At 61.7% G+C, this 21,298-nt stretch carries 17 protein-coding genes and 1 tRNA gene; 6 read left to right on the top strand and 12 right to left on the bottom strand.

Annotation, left to right across the window (positions count from 1 at the left end; genetic code table 11):
• Window positions 1-125: 125 nt before the first annotated feature.
• From I8N66_RS02525 to I8N66_RS02505, 5 genes are all read right to left on the bottom strand, one after another.
• Window positions 126-953, bottom strand: coding sequence for a dipeptide ABC transporter ATP-binding protein (locus I8N66_RS02525; RefSeq protein WP_113536360.1), 828 nt, complete (start codon window positions 951-953; stop codon window positions 126-128).
• Window positions 950-1,792, bottom strand: a complete 843-nt coding sequence (locus I8N66_RS02520) for an ABC transporter ATP-binding protein (RefSeq protein ID WP_113536361.1) — start codon at window positions 1,790-1,792, stop codon at window positions 950-952. Before I8N66_RS02520 ends, I8N66_RS02525 begins: the two co-directional genes overlap by 4 nt.
• A gap of 2 nt (window positions 1,793-1,794) precedes the next feature.
• Entirely contained in the window at window positions 1,795-2,703 is a 909-nt protein-coding gene (locus I8N66_RS02515; protein WP_113536362.1) for an ABC transporter permease subunit, read from the bottom strand.
• Window positions 2,704-2,713: 10 nt separating this feature from the next.
• Window positions 2,714-3,718 carry an ABC transporter permease subunit gene (locus tag I8N66_RS02510; RefSeq protein ID WP_077962292.1) on the bottom strand — a complete coding sequence of 335 codons (1,005 nt, stop codon included), beginning with the start codon at window positions 3,716-3,718 and terminating at the stop codon, window positions 2,714-2,716.
• Between the two features lie 203 nt (window positions 3,719-3,921).
• A complete protein-coding gene (locus tag I8N66_RS02505) occupies window positions 3,922-5,517 on the bottom strand; it encodes an ABC transporter substrate-binding protein (RefSeq protein ID WP_113536363.1) in 1,596 nt (531 codons plus the stop codon).
• A gap of 649 nt (window positions 5,518-6,166) precedes the next feature.
• Here I8N66_RS02505 and I8N66_RS02500 point away from each other — a divergent pair.
• Both I8N66_RS02500 and I8N66_RS02495 read left to right on the top strand, forming a co-directional pair.
• On the top strand, window positions 6,167-6,880 hold the full coding sequence (locus I8N66_RS02500; protein ID WP_113536364.1) for a helix-turn-helix transcriptional regulator: 714 nt from the start codon (window positions 6,167-6,169) through the stop codon (window positions 6,878-6,880).
• A 73-nt stretch (window positions 6,881-6,953) separates the two neighbouring features.
• A complete protein-coding gene (locus I8N66_RS02495; RefSeq protein WP_113536365.1) occupies window positions 6,954-7,343 on the top strand; it encodes a response regulator in 390 nt (129 codons plus the stop codon).
• 134 nt (window positions 7,344-7,477) lie between these two features.
• Here I8N66_RS02495 and rirA read toward each other — a convergent pair whose 3' ends face one another.
• A complete protein-coding gene (gene rirA, locus I8N66_RS02490) occupies window positions 7,478-7,942 on the bottom strand; it encodes an iron-responsive transcriptional regulator RirA (protein ID WP_113536750.1) in 465 nt (154 codons plus the stop codon).
• A 192-nt stretch (window positions 7,943-8,134) separates the two neighbouring features.
• Here rirA and I8N66_RS02485 point away from each other — a divergent pair, with 192 nt between their 5' ends.
• Window positions 8,135-9,175 carry a Fe(3+) ABC transporter substrate-binding protein gene (locus tag I8N66_RS02485; protein ID WP_113536366.1) on the top strand — a complete coding sequence of 347 codons (1,041 nt, stop codon included), beginning with the start codon at window positions 8,135-8,137 and terminating at the stop codon, window positions 9,173-9,175.
• 88 nt (window positions 9,176-9,263) lie between these two features.
• On the opposite strand, the gene I8N66_RS02480 is transcribed toward I8N66_RS02485, so the two are convergent.
• The 3 genes from I8N66_RS02480 to I8N66_RS02470 form a co-directional block, all read right to left on the bottom strand.
• Window positions 9,264-10,319 carry a M48 family metallopeptidase gene (locus I8N66_RS02480; protein WP_291149284.1) on the bottom strand — a complete coding sequence of 352 codons (1,056 nt, stop codon included), beginning with the start codon at window positions 10,317-10,319 and terminating at the stop codon, window positions 9,264-9,266.
• Entirely contained in the window at window positions 10,309-11,415 is a 1,107-nt protein-coding gene (locus tag I8N66_RS02475) for a DUF898 family protein (protein ID WP_291149281.1), read from the bottom strand. The genes I8N66_RS02480 and I8N66_RS02475 overlap by 11 nt, the downstream gene beginning before the upstream one ends.
• A gap of 235 nt (window positions 11,416-11,650) precedes the next feature.
• Complete coding sequence (locus I8N66_RS02470) at window positions 11,651-13,147, bottom strand: CoA-acylating methylmalonate-semialdehyde dehydrogenase (protein ID WP_113536369.1); 1,497 nt, start codon at window positions 13,145-13,147, stop codon at window positions 11,651-11,653.
• 128 nt (window positions 13,148-13,275) lie between these two features.
• Between I8N66_RS02470 and I8N66_RS02465 the strand changes: the two genes are divergently transcribed.
• The gene (locus tag I8N66_RS02465) at window positions 13,276-14,157 is read left to right on the top strand and encodes a LysR family transcriptional regulator (protein ID WP_113536370.1); all 882 of its coding nucleotides are present in this window, start codon (window positions 13,276-13,278) and stop codon (window positions 14,155-14,157) included.
• A 24-nt stretch (window positions 14,158-14,181) separates the two neighbouring features.
• Here I8N66_RS02465 and I8N66_RS02460 read toward each other — a convergent pair whose 3' ends face one another.
• The gene (locus I8N66_RS02460) at window positions 14,182-15,945 is read right to left on the bottom strand and encodes an adenylate/guanylate cyclase domain-containing protein (RefSeq protein ID WP_113536371.1); all 1,764 of its coding nucleotides are present in this window, start codon (window positions 15,943-15,945) and stop codon (window positions 14,182-14,184) included.
• 347 nt (window positions 15,946-16,292) lie between these two features.
• On the opposite strand from I8N66_RS02460, the gene I8N66_RS02455 reads away from it, so the two are divergent.
• Window positions 16,293-16,493 (top strand): hypothetical protein, encoded by a 201-nt coding sequence (locus I8N66_RS02455; protein WP_162768674.1) that lies wholly within the window; start codon window positions 16,293-16,295, stop codon window positions 16,491-16,493.
• Window positions 16,494-16,558: 65 nt separating this feature from the next.
• Here the strand turns inward: I8N66_RS02455 and I8N66_RS02450 are convergent.
• Window positions 16,559-16,635, bottom strand: a tRNA-His gene (locus tag I8N66_RS02450).
• A gap of 193 nt (window positions 16,636-16,828) precedes the next feature.
• Window positions 16,829-17,278: a phasin gene (locus tag I8N66_RS02445; protein WP_113536373.1), complete on the bottom strand. Its 450-nt coding sequence runs from the start codon at window positions 17,276-17,278 to the stop codon at window positions 16,829-16,831.
• A 230-nt stretch (window positions 17,279-17,508) separates the two neighbouring features.
• On the opposite strand from I8N66_RS02445, the gene I8N66_RS02440 reads away from it, so the two are divergent.
• A complete protein-coding gene (locus tag I8N66_RS02440) occupies window positions 17,509-21,243 on the top strand; it encodes a PAS domain S-box protein (RefSeq protein ID WP_291149273.1) in 3,735 nt (1,244 codons plus the stop codon).
• Window positions 21,244-21,298: the final 55 nt, after the last annotated feature.

Below are 21,298 nucleotides of genomic sequence, written 5' to 3'. Positions count from 1 at the left end.
CTGCCCGCCGCCCAGAGGCGAGAAGTGAAGGCGGCGCGACACCTCTACACTATCGCGCCCTCAAGTCAAAGAAGCCGGACAGTGGGCTGCCCGGCTTCCATTTTTTTCATTTGAGCGGCGAAGGATCAGGCCGCCTGCTTCTTGGCGAGGCGAGCCTTGATGCTCTCTACGTCCGCACGCGGCGTCGCTGCAAACAGCGTCTTGGTATAGCTGTGCTTCGGATCCGCAAAGACCTCGTCGCGGCTGCCATATTCGACGGCTTCGCCGAAATACATCACCATGACGTCGTCGGCGATGTAGCGCACGACCGAGAGGTCGTGGCTGATGAAGACGTAGGTCAGCTTGAACTCGTCCTGCAGGTCGGCGAGCAGGTTCAAGACCTGTGCCTGAACCGAAAGGTCGAGTGCCGATACCGGCTCGTCCAGCACCAGCAGCTTCGGGTTCAGCATCAGCGCGCGCGCAATGGCGATACGCTGGCGCTGGCCGCCGGAGAACATGTGCGGATAGCGGTTGAAGTGCAGTTCGGTGAGACCGACCTTCTTCAGCATCGCCATTGCCCGCTCCCGACGCTCGTCGGCCGGCGTGTTGGTGTTGATCACCAACGGCTCCATCAGGATGTCGCCGATCTTCTGGCGCGGATTGAGCGAACCGTAGGGGTTCTGGAAGACGATCTGCACCTTGCGGCGCATCTCCGAGGTCATGTCGCCCTTGGCGATGTCGATCTTCTTGCCTTCGATCAAAAGATCGCCCGACGTCGCCGGATCGATCAGGGTGAGAATACGGCCAAGGGTTGACTTGCCGCAGCCGCTCTCGCCGACGATCGCCAGCGTCTTGCCCTGTTCGACGCTGAAGCTCACGCCCTTCAGCGCGTGAACCGTCTTCGCCTTCTTCATGAGGCCGCCGGGGATATGGTAGTCGCGCACCAGATTGCGCGCTTCGAGGATCACGCTCATTGGGCCGCTCCTTCGTCCACGAAGAGTTCCGAGATCGTCGGCAGACGATCGCCGGTCGCATTGTCAGGCAAGGCCGCCAGAAGTGCGCGCGTGTAGTTGCTCTTCGGGTTTTCGAAGAGCGTCAGCACGTCGGCCTCTTCCATCTTGCGGCCCTTGTACTGCACGACCACCCGGTCGGCGGTTTCCGCAACCACGCCCATGTTGTGCGTGATCATGATCAGGCCCATCTTGTGCTCGGCCTGCAGCTTCATCAGCAGGTCGAGGATCTGCTTCTGGATCGTCACGTCGAGCGCGGTGGTCGGCTCGTCGGCGATGAGAAGCTTCGGATTGCAGGCGATCGCGATCGCGATCATCACGCGCTGGCACTGGCCGCCCGACATCTGGTGCGGGAAATGGCTGAGCCGCTCGGCCGGATCCGGGATGCCGACCGCTTCGAAGAGTTCGATCGCGCGCTTGCGGCGACCGGCCTTGTCGAGACCCATGTGGATGCGCAGCACTTCCTCGATCTGGAAGCCGACGGTGAAACACGGGTTGAGGCTGGCAATCGGCTCCTGGAAGATCATGGCAATGTCCTTGCCGACGATCTTGCGCCGCTCATTGGCCGACATGCCAAGCAGGTCGCGACCGTTGAAGGTGAGCTTGTCGGCGGTGACCTTTGCCGTCCAGGGCAAAAGGCCCATGGCGGCCAGCATCGACACGGACTTGCCCGAGCCGCTCTCGCCGACGATCGCCAGAACCTCGCCTTCGTGAACCTTCATCGAGACGCCGTTGACGGCACGGAAGGGACCGGAGGCCGTCTGGAATTCGACGACCAGGTTTTCGATTTCGAGAAGCGCCATGATCAGGACCTCTTCAGCTTGGGATCGAGCGCATCGCGCAGGCCATCACCCATCAGGTTGATCGCCAGCACCGTGATCAGGATCGCGATACCCGGAAGCGTGACCACCCACCAATGGCTGCTGATGAACTCGCGGGCTTCGGCGAGCATCGTGCCCCATTCCGGTGTCGGCGGCTGAGCACCCATGCCGAGGAAGCCGAGGGCTGCAGCGTCGAGGATCGCGCTCGAGAAGGAAAGCGTCGCCTGGACGATCAGCGGCGCCATGCAGTTCGGCAGGATCGTCTTGAACATCAGGCGGCCGTGGCCGGCACCGGCAACCTTGGCGGCGACGACGTAGTCACGGGTCTTTTCGCTCATGACGGCAGCGCGGGTCAGGCGCACGAAGTGCGGCTGGAAGACGAGCGCGATCGCGATCATGGCGTTGACCAGGCCCGGGCCGAGAACCGCCACCAGCACCAGGGCGAGCAGCAGCGACGGGAAGGCGAGGATGATGTCCATCACGCGCATGATGACGGTGTCGACCCAGCCACGGAAGTAGCCGGCGATGACGCCGAGCGCGATGCCGCCGACGAGCGACAGGGTCGTGACGATGACACCGACGAACAGCGAGAAGCGCGTGCCGTAGATCAGGCGGGACAGCATGTCACGGCCGACGGCGTCGGTGCCGAGAAGGAAGCCGGCGCGGCCGCCCTCCTGCCAGATCGGCGGGACCAGAACCGCATCACGGTACTGCGCCACCGGATCATGGGGTGCGACCCACGGCGCAAAGATCGCCAGCAGGACGAGGAGCAGGAAGAACACGAGGCCGATGACGGCGCCGCGGTTCTCGGAGAAATAATACCAGAATTCGGCCAAACGCGCCCGGCGGGACGGATCGGTCGAAACGGTGCTTGTTGCAGCAGCTTGAGACATGACGCCCTCCTTAGTGCCGGATGCGCGGATTGATGAGACCGTAGAGCAGGTCAACGATCAGGTTGACCAGCATGATCACCGCGGCGATGACCAGGAGGCCACCCTGGATAACGGCGTAGTCGCGACGCGACACCGAATCCACCATCCACTTGCCGATGCCCGGCCAGGAGAAGATCGTTTCGGTCAGGATCGCACCGGCGAGCATGACGCCCACCTGCAGGCCGATGGTGGTGACCACCGGGATCATCGCATTGCGCAGCGCATGGACGCCGACGACCCGGAAGGTCGAAAGCCCCTTGGCACGTGCCGTGCGCACGTAATCTTCGGAGAGGACTTCCAGCATCGCCGAGCGTGTCTGGCGCGCGATGACCGCAAGCGGAATGGTGCCGAGAACGATCGTCGGAAGGATCAGGTGACTGACCGCCGACTTGAACGCGCCCGCCTGACCCGACAACAGCGAGTCCACCAGCATGAAGCCCGTGACCGGCGGGAAGAAGTACATCAGCGAGATACGACCCGAGACCGGAGTCCACTGCAGCATGCCGGAAACCAGCATGATGAGCAGCAGGCCCCACCAGAAGATCGGCATGGAAAAGCCGACGAGAGCGGTTCCCATCATCGCCTGGTCTACGGCCGAACCGCGCTTGATCGCAGCGATGACGCCGGCAGGAATGCCGAGGATGACCGCAAACAGGATCGCGCAGAGCGAAAGCTCGACGGTCGCCGGGAACAGATCGAAGAACTGGTCGATGACCGGCTTCTTGGTCACGATCGAAGTGCCGAAATCACCATGGAGCACGCCCCAGAGGTAATCGAGATATTGCACCACGATCGGCCGGTCGAAGCCGAGTGCGTGTGAGATTTCCGCATGTCGCTCCGGCGACATGACGCGCTCGCCCGAAAGCAGCGCGACCGGATCGCCCGGAAGAAGGCGAATGAAGGAGAAGGCGATGATGGAGACCCCGACGAAAGTCGGAATCAGGACAGCCAGTCGCCCCAAGAGAAATCGGAACATTTTAAACCCCGCGCCATGTTGCCGCGGCATTGTATCCCGCCGCTGGCACCACTGCATGCTTTCCCACTCAACGGCGAAGCGTGCAGCAAGTCGAAATGCCACAGCGACCTTTTGCGCTCCAGCTGGAACTCGGGTCGCTATAGTGGATGCAAAGAGGGGCGCTTGCCTTCGGCAAACGCCCCCTTAAGGATCAGTTAACTAAATTACTCGGTGATGTCCACGCCGTCGAAGGCAAAATCACCAAGCGGGCTCTGAACGAAGCCCTCGACGTTCTTGCGCATCGGTACGACCGAGAGCGAGTGGTCGATCGTCGCCCACGGCGCTTCGCGCTTGAAGACGACCTGCGCCTCTTCGTAGAGCTTGGTGCGCTCTGCGGGGTCAGAGGTTTCCTTCGCCTTCTTCACGAGAGCGTCGAATTCCGGGTTGCACCACTGTGCACGGTTGTTGCCGCCGACAGCGTTGCAGCCGAGAAGCGTGTCGAGGAAGTTGTCCGGGTCGCCGTTGTCGCCGGTCCAGCCGAGGATGACGGCACCGTCACGATCCTTGGCCTTGGACTTGTCGAGGTATTCGGCCCATTCGTAGGAGACGATCTCGACCTTGACGCCGATCTTGGCGAAGTCCGACTGCATCAGTTCAGCTGCACGGCGAGCGTTCAGCATGTACGGACGCGATACCGGCATTGCCCAGAGCTTCATCGACAGGTCCTTGACGCCTGCGTCTTCAAGCATCTTCTTAGCGACTTCAGGCTCGTAGGTGTCGTCTTCGATCTTGTCGTTGTAGGACCACATCGTCGGCGGGATCGGGTTGACAGCCGGCTGGGCTGCGCCCTGGAAGACGGCATCGACGATTGCCTGCTTGTTGATTGCCTTGTTCAGCGCCTTGCGCACTTCCGGCTTGTCGAACGGAGCCTGGGTCGTGTTGTAGGCGAGGTAGGAGACGTTGAGGCCAGCCTGTTCCATCACCTTCAGGTTCGGGTCAGCCTTCATCTTCGAGACGTCGGCAGCGTTCGGGAACGGCATCAGGTGGCATTCGCCGGCCTGCAGCTTCTGGTAGCGGACCGAAGCGTCGGTGGTGATTGCGAAGACGAGGTCATCGATCTTCTGCTTGCCACCCCAGTAATCCGGGTTTGCCTTGTAGCGGATGACCGCATCCTGCTGGTAGGCGACGAAAGCAAACGGACCGGTGCCGAGCGGCATCTGGTTCATCTGTTCCATCTTGCCCTCGGCCTGCAGCTTGTCGGCATATTCCTTCGACAGGATCGAAGCGAACGGCATCGCGATGTTGGCGAGGAACGGAGCTTCCTTGCGCGTCAGGGTGAACTTGACCGTTAGGTCGTCAACCTTCTCGACCGACTTGATGACTTCCGGGAAGCCCATGCCGGCGGCATATTCCCACGAAGTGCCGGTGATGTACTTGTTCCACGGGTTATCAGCCTTCAGCTGGCGCTCATAAGAGAACACCACGTCATCGGCGGTGAGCTCGCGGGTCGGCGTGAAGAACTCGGTCGTCTGGAACTTGACGCCCGGACGCAGCTTGAAGGTGTACACAAGACCGTCGTCGGAGATGGTCCAGCTCTCGGCGAGGCCCGGCTCGACTTCGGTCGTGCCCTTCTTGAACTCGAGCAGGCGGTTGTAGACCGTGTGCGCAGCCGCGTCGAACGTCGTGCCGGCGGTGTACAGGCCCGGGTCAAAACCCTCAGGCGAACCTTCCGAGCAATAGACGAACGTCTTCGACCAGGCAGAGCCGGCCATCAGCGTGGCAAGCGCCGTCGCTGCAAAGAGAGTAGTGAGCTTTTTCATGAGCTTTGCTTCCCAGATTTGTTTTTGTTCTCGTGTTTTCCTGACGCGGAATGCCGTTGCCCCCCGGTCAAGGCCGGATGGAACGACATTTGGCGTCGCATTGCAATAAGTCGCCGCATAAATTTGTCCATGCGAAAAATTCACCCGCAAGTAGAGCCGGGATAGCTGTCCACTGTTTTAGAATTGACTGACGAATCAATGCGCCGCGACAGCTTCGAACGAAGCCTTTCCGGCTGCTTCCGCGAGGTTTGCCACACGCCCTATCAGTACCTCCAGCGGGGCTTCGATCGCCCCGGATGCCCGTTCACATTCTAGCGCGAATGGTTGGCTGGAGAAATATGAGAACATTGACCGCACGGGCCTGCGATTCGGCCCCGACAGGTTTCCGTCAATCCCAAGATACTATGGTAGAAATCACCATCGGGATTGTGCAATAAAATGTATACAAAATTCGGGGGAGACAATCGACGTGCCCAGACGTCCTTGGGAGGGACCGGCAGCCGCCTTTCGCAATTCGCCGTCTTCCGGCTGGTGCGCCGAGGGACGGGTATGACCTTTGCTGCCAGCAATGCCGGCGCCGATCTTGGCCGGTTGATCGCTCCGGTGTGTCGGATAGACTGCCGAGCGACGACAGGGGGATAGCCATTCCGTGGCGGCTTTGCTGGAAAATCACAGGCGGTACGATCTTCGCGACGAGCTCGAGAAAGCGCTGAACCGCGTCGACTTCTTTCGCATCTTCCACACCATGGCGCTCCGGTTCGGCTTCAGCCATTTCGGCATTCTGCAGCTCGGCAACGAGAACGACGCCTGCATGCTTTCCACCCGTCTGGTGCTGCATGACCTCCCGTCGGGGCTTGCCGAGGAATACGACAAGCGCCACCGCTTCGGTGACTCGCTTTTCTACAAGACGCTGCACAGGTCGGCGATTTCCTCCGTCTGGCGGACGGACGACCCTGGGTTCGGCAACGGCCAGAATTTGCTCGTGCAACTTGGCTTCGATCTGCTTCTCAGCGTGCCCGTGCACGCAGCCGCGACCGGCGCGCGCTACGCCGTGCTTTTTCTCGGCGATGGCGACGACATCGGCCGCGCCGAACATGTCGAAGTTGCCTACGACGCGGTCTCAGCCTTCGACTATTTCCACCGCATCGCGCTGGCCAACAAGGCCGGAATGGGCCTGACGCCGCGCGAGACCGAAATCCTCAAATGGATCTCGCACGGCAAGACGGCAAGCGAGATCGCCCTCATCGTTTCCGTGTCGGAGCACACAGTGAATTCTCACACCGCGACGATCCTGAAGAAACTCGACGTCGTCAATCGCACGCAGATGGTGGCGAAAGCGATCCGGGAACAGATCATCCAGTGACAGCCGATGCGTGGCATCCCATGATGCCACGCCCAATGAACAGGACGCCTGCAAATCAGCAAGGGTATCGGTCATGACGCGAAAAGCTCACATCCTGCTCGTTGACGACGATCCGACGGAGAACCTGATCCTGCGTGCGCTGATCCGCAAGGTGAGCAACGTCGAGATCGAGCTGCACTATTGCCAGACGATGGAAGGCGCGCTTGCGTTCTTGCGCTCGGGCAAGCCGGTGTCGATGATCCTGCTGGACAACCGCCTTCAGCCGCAACTCGATTTCCGCGAGACGGTACCGGCGCTCCGGCACCAGGGCTACATCGGACCGATCGGGGTGATTTCAGGGTCGCTGGCCGATCCCTATTTTCAGAATCTGGAGGAATACGGCGCCGATTTCCGTATCGACAAGGCGGAAATCGACCCGACCGCGATCGATTTCATATTGCGGGAATATCTGCCGCAGGCGTGAGACCCAGCGATCTCCGCTACAGCGCCGCGCGACTTATCAGACACGCAAAAGTCGCTGTAGCACTTTGATTTGCGGCATGCCTTTGTCCTTAAATCGAGGTCGCTTTAAGGAGACATACAGTCGTTCCGGGATTGTCAGGCGGCAGTCGTCTGCGGACGCTTGGTCTCTTCGAGGCCGAGGAGGAAGTTGATCTGCGGACGCGCCTTGACGAGGTCGTCGATCGTGTAGCCTTGAAGCACTTCGAAGAAGGCGTTGAGCGCCTTGCGGAGCGCCGCGTTCAAGCCGCAGCTATCGACGAGCGGACAATCGATTTCACCCGCCTCAAAGCACTCAGCCATCGCGAAGCTGTCTTCCGTGACCCTGACGACATCAAACAGCGTGATGGCCGATGCCGGCTTCGGGAGACGTACGCCACCGTTGCGGCCACGAACCGTCTCGACCAGGCCAGCCTTGGTCAGCGGCTGCAAAATCTTGAAGAGAAACAACTCCGAAACGCCGTAGGCCCTGGCGATTTCGGGAATGCGGCTGAGCTTTTCTCCGTTGGCGGCGCAGTACATCAACATGCGAACCGCGTAGTTCGTTTGCTTCGTCAGACGCATCATTCACTCCGGCATCGAGAGGTTCACGAGTTCATCATATAGGACGGATCGTAGTTTGGAACAATTCCAAAAAGCTCGAAAAATCACTTCTTCTTGAGCATTAACCGTTTCCCGATTGACTGTTTACGGCGCTGCGGTCAGAAAGATGAGCGATTTTGTTAACTTAACGCAAACAAGAAAATGGAGGAAGCGATGTCCGTTTCAAGAGCAGCGATGGGCGTTTTGTCCCTGACGGCAACCCTGCTTACGACGAGCGCCGCCTGGGCAGATGGTGAAGTCAATATCTACTCCTATCGGCAGCCCGATCTGATCAAACCGTTGCTCGACGCCTTCACCAAGGAAACCGGCATCACCACCAACGTGCTCTTCCTCGACAAGGGCCTCGTGGAACGCATCCAGGCCGAAGGCGCAAACTCCCCGGCCGACGTGATCCTGACCGTCGACATCAGCCGCCTGACCGAAGCCAAGGATGCGGGCGTCACCCAGCCGGTCGTCAACGAGACGATCAACAAGGACATCCCGGCGCATTTCCGCGATCCTGAGGGCAACTGGTTCGGCCTCACCACCCGCGGTCGCGTCGTCTATGCGTCCAAGGAGCGCGTCGCCCAGGACGACATCACCTATGAGGAACTTGCCGATCCGAAGTGGAAGGGGAAGATCTGCACGCGTGACGGCCAGCACTCCTACAATATCGGCCTGTTCGCCTCGATGATCGCCCACCACGGCGAAGCCGAGACCGAGAAGTGGCTGACGGGCCTCAAGAACAACCTCGCGAAGAAGCCGGATGGCGGCGACCGCGACCAGGCCAAGGCGATCCTCGCCGGCGAATGCGATCTGGCACTCGGCAACACCTACTATGTCGGTCTGATGATGACCAACGAGAAGGAGCCGGAACAGAAGGAATGGGCGGCCGCCATCAAGGTGCTCTTCCCCAATGCGAAGGATCGCGGCACGCACGTCAACATCTCGGGCATGGCGCTCGCCAAGAATGCCCCGAACAAGGACAACGCGCTGAAGCTGATGGAATACCTGTCGGAAGGCGAAGCCCAGAAGATCTATGCCGAGCAGGTATTCGAATATCCGGTCCTGCCGGGCGCCGAACCGTCTGACGTCGTGAAGTCCTTCGGCACGATCAAGCCGGACGAACTGCCGCTCGCCGACATCGCGGCGAACCGCAAGAAGGCGTCGGAACTGGTCGACAAGGTCGGTTACAACGACGGTCCGCAGGACTGATCAACAAGCCGGATCACAAGACAGGAACAGCGGGCCAGGGCCCGCTGTTTTCGTTTCGAGATGCCGCATGCCCGGCAAGCGCCAGAAGTTACTGCGCCTTGGCGCGCAACTCCGCAGCGTAATCGAGGATCGCCTGGCGTCGTTCCGGCGTACCGGGATGGGTCGACAGGATGTTGGTGCTGCCGCGATCGCCGAGCTTGTCTTCGAGCAGGTCGAAAAAGCGCGCGGCGGCCGTCGGGTCTCGCCCTGCCTTCTGCATCAGTTCGACCGAGTGCCTGTCTGCTGCACTTTCAGCACCGCGCGAATAGGATAGCGAAAGCAGACCGGCGCCCTGTACCAGGACATCCTCGACACCCGAACCAATATCGCCGCCGATCATCATGATGAGACCGGCAACGCCGGCCGCCCGATAGATCTGGCGCAGACTATGCTCGAGTTCGACATGGCCGATCTCGTGCGCCAGCACGCCGACGATCATCTCGGTGTCGTCGCCAACAAGCTCGGTGAGTTCGTCGGTGACGACCAGAGTGCCGTCCGGAAGCGCAAACGCATTTGGCCCGACCACCCCGCCCTTGCGGAAATTGAGCGTATATCCGGCTTCGCCGCGGCTTGACTGCATGGCAATCGCCCTGAAGCCGTCGCGGATCCTGTCCTGCCGCTCGCTCGTCAGCTGTGTCTTGTCGAACAGCGTCCGATCCATCGTTTCCATCGTGCCCTTCGACATGATCTCCGGCACGATCGGAGGGGTCACGAGGACCGCGACCTCGACGAGCGCAGGCACCGCGTAGCGGTAGATGGCCATGCCGCAAAGCACGGTGGCGGCGACGACGGCGAGGAGACGCGGACGGAAGCGTTCCCATTCATGGATGTGGTCGACCCTGCCTTTCAGCCTCAGAAAATTATCGACCGCTTCGTTATCCGGTGTTTCGAACAACGAACCGTCCGCAAATGCGACGCGACGAGGAACCGCTCCGACGCGGTCGGAAATATCGACGGCAGCAAAGGCACCACTTGCGAGTTCGGTGCTCGCGTCGTCCACAGCCCTAAGGCTGCCGCCCTCTTCCAGGAGTCGCGAGGGCACCGATCGGCTCGAACCGGCCGGATGCCACTCGCCACGGGCGATCTCGATGCTGCTAGAAGCCAAAATCGAACCCTTCGAAATCCATGAATTCCGCGCCAACCGCCGACGCTTGCGCCTCGATATCGCTCATCAAAGTTCCGACGGCACCAAAGACGGTCACGCCCGTCAGGGTCCATTTGTAGCGCGCCATGCGGACAACCGCCCAAGGCCGCAGCAGGCCCAGCGTCAGGATGGTGACGACGAAATTTGAAATGGCGATCCACGTGTAGCGGCCCCGGGAAAGGCCGCTGAGGAATCGATGTTTCCCGTCAAAAATCGTCGATCCCCAGACGGCGTTGCGCACGGCTGCACTGTAGAACAATGCGACGATCGCATAGAAAGACATCGTTCCCACGTAGCCCGCGCCCACGATTACCCATTGCCACATTCGGACGTCACCGGAGTCTGCCAAGACTGAAGCGAACAGATCAGGTGCGGCGCGAAAGGTTCCCGTCACAATCGCCATGACAAGGAGGCCAAGCGCCAGCGCAAGTCCCACGCCCAGGAACATGCCGCGATAGAGCGGGCCAAATGGGGGATTGGTCTCAAAGGCCCTGCCGCCAAAGCGCAAGTTCGTTCCGACGTAGCGCCCGACCCACCGGCTCGCGAGCGGCGTCAGCAGACCCAAGGTAACAACGGAAAGGAACCCGCCCAGGATGAACGCCTTGAAGGCACCCCCGGTCGTGCCGACAAAGTCGAAGCGGACGTTGCGGTAGCTCGTCACCCGCGCGCTGAAGCGCAATCCGCGTGCGGCCAACCAGGGAACGAAGAAGAGCGAAAGCAGGAAGAGGACGATGCCGACGATCGGAACGAATGTCAGCAGGAGATTGTAGAGGATCAGATAGCCGAAAACGATCACCCGCCCGATCAGGATCTGCTTGCCTTTGGCATGGTATTCAAAGGCTCGACCGAGCAGAACCGTATTTCCGTAAAAATACCTATTGCGCCGAACCTTCGCCCAGGCGGAATAAATGCCAACCGTGACGATCGTCAAAAACACGTTGACGATCCAGATGCCGAAATATTCCTTGGCGCTGCCCATGAATGAGAAGCGGTGAAAATCGATCGACACGTCGCGCGTCGGCGCTGCTTCAAGCGCCGTCGTTTCAGACACGACCATGATGGCCCCCCCCTCTGACCACTCCTTGTGCACCGGCCGCGCCGCAACGGCACTCCGGCTGCACATGATCCAACACAATTCGTCTGGTGCGCCCCCGCCCACCAAGCTGCCGTTGGAGCAGCGGTCAATTCACGACCCTTGCCCACGACTCGCAAATTAGTTGTGCCGTATCGCCGAATGCAACAAAAAAGGGCCTCCCGAAGGAGGCCCCGAGGCGGGAGGATATCGTGTCCCGTTACTTCATCGTCGGCATGACGAACTCGGCACCGTCCTTGATGCCCGAGGGCCAGCGCTCGGTGATGGTCTTCGTACGGGTCCAGAACTTGATCGAGTCCGTGCCGTGCTGGTTGAGATCGCCGAAGGACGAGGACTTCCAGCCGCCGAAGGAATGGTAGGCGAGCGGAACCGGGATCGGAACGTTGACGCCGACCATGCCGATGTTGATGCGCGATGCGAAGTCGCGGGCAGCGTCGCCGTCGCGGGTGTAGATCGCAACGCCGTTGCCGTATTCGTGCTTCATCGGCAGGTCGAGGGCTTCCTCGTAGTTCTTGGCGCGAACGACCGAGAGAACCGGTCCGAAGATTTCCGTCTTGTAGATGTCCATGTCGGGCGTGACATGGTCGAACAGGCAGCCGCCGATGAAGTGGCCGTTTTCATAGCCCTGGAGCTTGAAATCGCGGCCGTCGACCACGAGTTTCGCGCCCTGCTCGACACCACTGTCGATCAGGCTCCGGATGCGCTGTTCGGCTTCCTTGGTGACAACCGGGCCCATGTCGGCCTTTTCGTCGGTGTAGGGGCCGATGCGCAGGCTTTCGACCATCGGGGTCAGCTTCTGGATCAGGCGGTTGGCCGTTTCTTCACCGACCGGTACGGCAACCGAGATCGCCATGCAGCGCTCGCCGGCCGAACCGTAGCCGGCGCCCATCAGCGCGTTGGCGGCCTGGTCGAGATCGGCGTCGGGCATGATGATCATGTGGTTCTTGGCGCCGCCGAAGCACTGGGCGCGCTTGCCGTTCATCGCCGCCGTGCCATAGACGTAGCGGGCGATCGGCGTCGAGCCGACGAAGGAAACGGCGGCAATATCCGGGTGGGTGAGGATGGCGTCGACCGCGCCCTTGTCGCCGTTGACGACGTTGAGGATGCCGGCCGGCAGGCCGGCTTCGATCATCAGTTCAGCGAGGCGGATCGGAACCGACGGGTCACGCTCGGACGGCTTCAGGATGAAGGCGTTGCCGCAGGCGATCGCCGGAGCAAACATCCACATCGGGATCATCGCCGGGAAGTTGAACGGCGTAATGCCCGCGCCGACGCCGACGGCCTGGCGGATTGAGTACATGTCGATGCCCGGGCCGGCACCTTCGGTGAATTCGCTCTTCTGCAGATGCGGAATGCCGATGACGAATTCGCAGACTTCCAGGCCGCGGACGAGGTCACCCTTGGCGTCTTCGACAGTCTTGCCGTGTTCGCGCGAGAGGATCTCGGCAAGCTCGTTCATGTGCGTGTTCAGGAGTTCGACGAACTTCATGAAGACGCGAGCGCGGCGCTGCGGGTTGGTGGCAGCCCACTTCGGCTGCGCCGCCTTGGCGCTTGCGACCGCTGCCGCCAGCTCCGCGTCGCTGGCGAGCGCTACCGTGCCCTGCACTTCGCCGGTTGCCGGATTGAAGATGTTGCTGACGCGGCCGCTGGTGCCGGCAACGCGCTTGCCATCGATGAAATGACCGATTTCGTACATGGTTGGTTCCTCCAGACCTTGATTGTGGCGGCATGATCGCACTACGATTTCAACAAATCAATTTCCGATATTCAGCAACCGTTGTGCAAAAATCAAAGTCCACGGCTGCAGACCGAGGTCTCGACACTATGAACTGGGACGATGTCAGAATGTTTCTAGCCGTGGCGCGCACCGGACAGATCCTTGCGGCGTCAAAACGGCTTGGCGTCAACCATGCCACCCTCAGCCGCCGGGTGACGGCGCTTGAGGAAACACTGAAAACGCGGCTTCTCGTGCGCCGGCCGAACGGCTGCGAATTGACGGCTGAAGGAGAGATCTTCCTGGCGGCAGCCGAACGGATGGAGACCGAGATGCTGGCGGCGCAGTCGCAGATCGGCCGGATCGACACGGCGATCGCCGGCACCGTCCGCATCGGCGCGCCCGACGGTTTTGGTGTTTCCTTCCTGGCGCCACGCCTTGGGCGGCTGACGGCCCGCTATCCGGAACTAAAACTGCAGCTGGTGCCGGTGCCGCGCTCCTTCTCGCTGTCGCAGCGCGAGGCCGACATCGCGATCACCATCGAGCGCCCGGAACAGGGACGCCTCGTCTCCTCGAAGCTTACCGATTACACCCTCGGCCTTTATGCCTCGTCGGCCTATCTTGAGAAACATGGCACGCCGCAAACGATCGACGATCTCAGGGAGCATCGCCGCATCGGCTATGTCGAAGACCTTATCTTCACCCCGTCGCTGAATTTTTCCGCGGAGATCATGCGAAGCTGGGATGCCTCCTTCGAGATCTCCAGCGCCACCGGGCAGACGGAAGCGGTGCGTTCCAGCGCCGGCATCGGCATCCTGCACAACTACATCGCCCGCCACACACCGGAACTCCAGCGCATCCTCCCGGAGACGACCATCCGCCGCGCCTACTGGACGACCTATCACGAAAGCGCCCGCGACCTCGTTCGCGTGCGCACCGTGGTTGCCTTCCTGCAGGAACTGGTGACGGCAGAACACCAGATTTTCGTCTGACAGACAGGTTTCGAAAGCTGGTGGCTAGAGGGAGATGCCGGCGTCCCGCAAACCATCGGCGAGCCGGCCGAGCACGCCGGGATCACGATAGGGCATGGCCCGCTTGAGGTGCTCGATCGAGAAATCCGGGTTAACCTCGAATACCTCGTGCCAGTAGCGTCGCGCATCCTCATGCCGCCCGGTTCGACCATAGAGGCAGGCGAGATAAAACCGCGTCATGTCCGATCGCGGCGCCAGCGTCAGACGCCGCTTGAAAGCAATCTCCGCCTCATCGAACCGGCCGAGATTGAGCAGCGTCCGCCCCAGAAAATGCAGCGAAAGGTCGAACTGCGGGTCAAGCCTATGGGCCCGGGTGTAGAACGGCAGCGCGGCTTCGAACTGCCCCTGGAAATCCCTGATCGTACCGAGCGCGGTGTGCCCGCTTGCGGAATTGGGGTCGAGTTCGATCACCCGCTGCGCTGCCCGCTCGGCTTCATCGAAACTCCTCTGCCAGCAGAGCGCGAGCGAGAGCGCGTGATAGCCATGTGGCTCGTTGTCATCGATATCGACGGCCTTCTGTGCCAGCTCCAAGGCCCGCGCGACGTTGTCGACGGTGCCGCCGTTCCACCGATTGATGTAATCCGTAAGTGCAATGATCGAGAGGGAGGCGTAGGCTGCGGCCAAACCCGGGTCGATGGCGATGGCACGCTGCAGCATGTTGCGTGCGTCGGCAGATGAGGCAGCCTCGAACCGCAGAATGGCCTGTCGCGACCGCACGAGCATGTCATAGGCTTGCGGATCGACCTTGTTGCGGCTCTCGCGTCGCTCTTCCTCGCCGGCCGTCAGCTTCACTTTCAGCGCGGTGACGATGGTGCGGGTCACTTCGTCCTGAACTTCGAAGATGTCTTCGATGCCGCGGTCGTAGCGCTCGGCCCAGAGATGGCCGCCCGTCGTGCCGTCAATCATCTGGGCGTTGATGCGGATGCGGTTGGCGGCGCGGCGCACGCTGCCTTCAAGCACGTAGCGAACGCCGAGATCGCGGCTCACCTGACGGATATCCGGCGACTTGCCCTTGTAGGCGAAGGAGGAATTGCGGGCGATGACGAAGAGACCGGAGACTTTCGAAAGGTCTGTGATGATGTCCTCGGTGATGCCGTCGGCAAAGTAGCCCTGTTCCGGATCGCCGGACATGTTGTCGAACGGCAGCACGGCGATGGAGGGCCGACTCGGGATCTGCGGCGGCGCCTCGGGAACAACCCTCACGGGCACATCTGCATATTCGTCCGGCGACCAGCTCCAGATGTGCACCGGGCGTTCGATATTCTTGACTTCATGGTGGCCGCTATCGATGAAATCGAGGTCGATGCGGCCCTGCACATATTCGTGCACCCCGTCCGAAATCGCCACGCCGCCGGGTCTGGCGAGCGCTTCGATCCGCGCCGCGACGTTGACGCCATCGCCATAAAGGTCGCTGTCGGCGACCATGATGTCGCCCATGTTGACCCCGACGCGCAGCACGATCGCCTGTTCCGCCGGAACGTCCCTGTTTGCAGCCGTCATGGCCCGCTGGAGTGCTGCGGCACATTCGACGGCATTGACGGCGCTGGAAAACTCGACGAGCACGCCGTCGCCCGTCGTTTTGAAGACCCGCCCCCGATGGGTGGCGACAAGCGGCTCCAGCACCTCTTTCCAGCGTGCCATAAGCTGTCTGTAGGTATTCTTCTCGTCACGCTCCATCAGCCGGCTGTAGCCGACGACGTCAGCAGCCAGGATGGCGGCGAGCCTGCGCATGATGGATTCGTTGGCCATGGATTGCGGCGCCTTCCGAGAATCCCTTCTCGAAATTTTATCGATGGATGGCCCTGATGTCTATTCAGACTGAAGGCAGCCGGCAGCAGTCTTCACACCCGAGGAGAATGGGCGGTTCCCTCCCCGGCGCACCTTAGAGAGTTCGCGCAACCGGACTGGCTCTCGTCCGGCTGCCAGCCGGGCCGAATAACCCGATATGGGTATCGGCGCCGCAGGAACAGAGCGCAGTGTCTCGGCGTTTCTGCTCGATGGGAGAACCCCGTGCGTTGACTGCGGACGGCCGCAACCAACAGATGGCCCGCCCCGCAGACGCTTCGCACTCGGATTCGAGGAAGGAGGATGGAACGATGCTTGTCGCTGTTACGGGCAGGCCAATCCTGCCGGGTGAATTCATCAAGATCGAAGACGTCTTCAAGGATGCGATACGCGAGAGAAATCTCCCGCGCCGCTCATCTGAGGCGACGGCGCTGGCAGTGCGGCTGATCGAGCTCTACCAGAACGGCGTAGAGGACGCGGTGGCGTTGAGGGCGATGGCCAAGCTGTTTTGAGAGCGCGCGTGGTTCGCGCCGAACGTTTGGCAAAATGCCCCGACATCAATGAGATAGGGAAGAAATGGTACGGTTGGTGGGAATCGAACCTACGACCTCAGGTGCCACAAACCTGCGCTCTAACCAACTGAGCTACAACCGCACTGCTAGCGACTTGTGTGTCGCTTGGCGGCTCACATACGGAGACTTCCGTCGCTTTGCAAGCCTTAACTTGAGATTATCCCGCAAAAAGACCGGATGGCAACCCATCCGGTCTTTTTGAATTTCGGCGCACCCGCCGGTCCCAGGGGCAACAGCGATCTGTCGCCGCCAGCCTGCGGGCGCGATCGGTCGAGTTAGACCTTCTTGAAGGACGACATTGCCTTTTCGGCAGCTTCCTTGCCCGGCTTTGCGACGTTCTCGGCAACCTTCTTGGTGGCTTCCTGCATCGTCTTGGCCTGCTCGACAGCGAGCTCGGCCTGCTTGCGGATGAAGCCGGTCTGCAGTTCGACGAGTTCGGAGAGCGACTTCACGCCAAGCAGCGCTTCCATGTGCGAGAGCGAGTTTTCAGCATTGGTGCGCAGTGCATCGATCGCCTTGAGGCCGAGTTCGACGGTGCCGGTCTGAGCGCTTTCAAGCGTGGCTTCGACGGTCTTCGTCGCCTCTTCGGCAGCGGTCTTCATCTTGGCATAGGCTTCCTTCGACTGGACGGCACCCTTTTCCGCGAAATCGCGGAAGCTGTCGGTGAACTTCGCCGGGTCGAACGAGGAAAGGGAAAATACGTCGTCGGTCTTCTTGGTAGCCATGAAAGCGCTCCTTGGTGTCAGGCCCTCTTTTGAGGCGCCGTTGCTTGATGCGCCCTATATAGTCGAGTTCCTTGTGCATTGCAATAAAATTGTGCAGCGCACAAAAATCCCGAGCATTAACCTTGCGCGGTGAAAGCCGTGACGAAGCTTCGGGCGTCGCTGGACCCTCGCGGGTCCGCCGGGTATTAATAGAGTGTTAACCCGTAAGTGATCCGTCAATAGGCCAGTCCATGCCCGCGAGACAGTATCCCTTCATCGATATCGCCGTGCATGCACGGGTGCGAGAGCATTTCGCGCGCGGCGATGCGGCGATCCTGTTTTCGCGGGATTTCGCACGTATTCTCTGGGCCAACGATCAGGGCGCCGCTTTCTTCGGCGCCGCGTCGATCTATGACTTCATCGATGCAGGGCCGGAACAGAACGATATTTCGCTGCGCCAGCTACGCGCTGCGGCCGCACAGCTCGCGCGCGTCGGCGATCGCCGCCAGCTTTCGATCCGCAAGTACTCAGGCTTCCGCGGAACACCGCTCAATGTCGCCGTCGAGATGATCCGCGTTCGGCCGGACGAGGACGCCGTGCTCTTTACCGCGCCGCATGCCGGCGCACCGCTTTCGATTGAGGATCGGGCCGCGCGCATGATTGCCGGCCTTGACGGTCCCGACACCCACATGGCGGTGCTCGATGGCGAAGGCGCCATCGTCGCCCATTCGCCGGGCTTCCCCGACCTTGGCATGTCGGAAGAGACCCGCAAGCAACTCATCGTCGCCGTCTCGCGCGATCACGACTGGCTGATCAAGCGCCCGGTTGCCACCCGCAAGGGGCATCTGCCGGCGGCCGTCGGCAAGATCGCCGATGATCCGTCGCTGCATCTGCTCTTTGCCGTCGAGACCATTCTCGGCACCCTCGATCCCGAGGAGGATTCTCCTGCTGCCGAGCAGGTTCCGGTGCTGCCGCCCGTCGAGGATCAGCATCCGGACGAAAGCGGGGTCGCGGCCGACACCGAACTGGCAACTGACGAGATGGGCGACGAACCGGCAGCAAGCCTTGCGCCCGACGAGCCATACGAAACGGAAGACGAACCGGAGGCATCGGCCGTTGAGCCACAGGCCGAGGTCGCCGAGGTCGCCGAGGTCGCCGAGGTCGCCGAGGTCGCCGACGAAGCGGGCATTGCAGAGGCCGTCGTCGTCAAGCCCGAGCCGTCCAGCACCACCGCTGATGCGATAATTGCGCCGTCCGAGGACAAGGCCGACGGCGAAGACCTGAACGGCGAGACCACAGGGACCGCCGCCCAAGCCGCTGTCCCCGAGGAGGCCCAAGCCCCAGCGGAGGCCCAGGCCCCAGGGGAGGTCCAGGCAGAAGGCGAGACGAGCGAAATCGGCGAAGAGGACACGGCTCTCGCGGAGCAGACAGACTTCGTCTTCGCGCCCGGCGGTCGTGCAGTGCGTTTCGTCTGGAAGATCGATGCCGAGGGGCGCTTCAGCGAAATCTCCGAGGAATTCGCGACCGCGGTCGGCCCGCGCTCGGCCGATGTGATCGGCGCGAGCTTCACCGATGTTGCGGCGCGCTACGATCTCGACCGCGACCACAAGATCGGCACGCTGCTGCAGCGTCGCGACACCTGGTCCGGCAAGACGATCTTCTGGCCGGTTGAAGGCACTAGCCTCAAGGTTCCAGTTGACCTTGCGGCTTTACCCACCTATTCCCGCTCGCGCGAATTCGATGGCTTCCGCGGTTTCGGCATCGTGCGCCTTGCCGATGCCGTCGAGGACGAAAATGCCAACGGCCTGACGCTCGGCCCCCGCGCCGCGGCAAACTCGCTCGCGAACGACGCCGTGGACGCCCCATTGCCGCAACGGGGTGAGAGCGAAGGTCCGACCGAGGAGGTAGAGGGCGAAAGCCGGGTTGCGGACGAACCGCAGGTGCAGGAAGAAGCGCCGCCGGCAGCCGCGGCGGAGCCTGTCGCGGGTGAAGGCAACGAGGACGAAGCCGTAGACCTGCAGCTGTTCTCATCCGAGCCGGAAGCCACCGCCGACCTTCCAGCCGAAGACGGCGTTGCCGAAGAGCCCGCCTCCACCACGGATTCCTTCCAGGGCGAACGTCCGGCCCTGCGCGTCATCGAGACGCCGGGCAGGAGAACCTCCGACAAGGTCATCGAACTGGAGCAGCACCGCGCATCGAGCGGGCTGACGCGTGGCGAACAGGCGGCTTTTCGCGAGATCGCCCGGCAACTTGGCGATTTCGGCAAACCGGCTGAAGAGGAAGAAGCCGCGCCGGAAAGCGCCGTAACAGTGAACGCGACAACGGCCGAGCACCTCCCCCCGAACGAGAGCGACGGCACCGCTTCGCAGCAGCCCCCGTTGGGTGAGCCGGAGATCGAGGACGCAGCGCCTGTCGAGGCAAGCGAAGGCGAAACCGAGCCTGACGCGGAGACACACGCACACGCCGGCGAGAGGGACGTCCAGCAGCAAACGGCCGATATCGGTCTCAGCGGCGAGATCCTCGACAGCCTGCCGATCGGCATGCTCGTCCATCGCGGCGACCAATTGCTGCACGCCAATCCGGAGTTCCTGCGGCTTACGGCCTATGGCGATCTCGACGCGTTCGCCGACGAAGGCGGTATAGATGCGCTTTTTGCCAACGGCGAGGAAGCAATCGACGGCGAGCCCGACGGCACGCTGACGCTGATCCGCAAGGACGGCCAGTTGCGACCGGTCACCGCCCGCCTGCACTCGATCCGCTGGGACGGCAAGAGCGCGCTGATGCTGGCGTTGACCGCGGCAAGCGCACCAAACGCCCAACCGGCCAAGGATGACGAAGCGCTCGCAGCCGGCGAACAGGTCGACCGCCTGAAGACGGAAATCGACGAACTCAAGTCCATTTTGGAAACGGCCACCGATGGCGTGGTCGTTCTCGGCCATGACGGCGATATCCGCTCGGTGAACCGTTCGGCGAGCGCGCTTTTCAACTATGACGAGGGTGAGATCCGCGGCAAGCCGTTTGCGGCGCTCTTTGCCCATGAGAGCCAGAAGGCTGTCATCGACTACCTGCACGGCCTTTCCGGCCACGGCGTCGCTAGCGTGTTGAACGACGGTCGCGAAGTGATCGGGCGAGAAGCCAATGGCGGCTTCATTCCGCTCTTCATGACCATCGGCAGGCTTTCCGCATCGAACGGCTTCTGCGCCGTGATCCGCGACATCACCCAGTGGAAGCGGACGGAGGAAGAACTCCGCAACGCCAAGCGCGCAGCGGAGACGGCAAACGCCCACAAGACCGAGTTCCTCGCGCGCGTCAGCCACGAGATTCGCACGCCGCTGAACGCGATCATCGGCTTTTCCGACATGATGGCAAGCGAGCATTTCGGTCCGGTCGGTCACCCGCGCTATATCGAATATGCTGGCGATATCGGCCGATCCGGTCGCCACGTGCTCGATATCGTCAACGATCTCCTGGATATCTCGAAGATCGAAGCCGGCGAGATGGAGCTGGATTTCGGCGCAGTCGAGATCAACGATGCGGTTTCAGAGGCCGTGTCTCTCGTCCAGCCGCAGGCCAACAGCCAGCGCGTCATCATCCGCACCTCGCTTTCGGCAGCCGTGCCGAACGTCGTCGCCGATGGTCGGTCGATCAAGCAGATCGCGCTCAACATCCTCGCCAACGCCATCCGCTTCACGCCCTCGGGCGGGCAAATCGTCGTCTCGACCTCCTACGAGGCGAACGGCAGCGTGATCCTGAGGATCCGTGACACCGGCGTCGGCATGACGCGCAGCGAGCTGGACCAGGCGATGAAGCCTTTCCGGCAGGTGACGACGGGCGCGCGCAAGCGCGGCGACGGCACCGGGCTCGGTCTGCCGCTGACCAAGGCGATGGCGGAAGCGAACCGGGCGCACTTCTCGATCACCTCCGCGCCGAACGAAGGTACGCTGGTGGAAATCTCCTTCCCGTCACAACGCGTCTTGGCGAACTGAGACCGGATGTTATAAGGAAATGTTGACTTGCGGCGGCCAGTTTGCTGGCCGCCGG

Source organism: Ensifer sp. SSB1 (assembly GCF_016652895.1).
In the GTDB taxonomy this organism is placed as follows: domain Bacteria; phylum Pseudomonadota; class Alphaproteobacteria; order Rhizobiales; family Rhizobiaceae; genus Ensifer.
The sequence above is the reverse complement of the archived record's forward strand: the minus strand, read 5'-3'. Positions and strand labels throughout refer to the sequence as shown.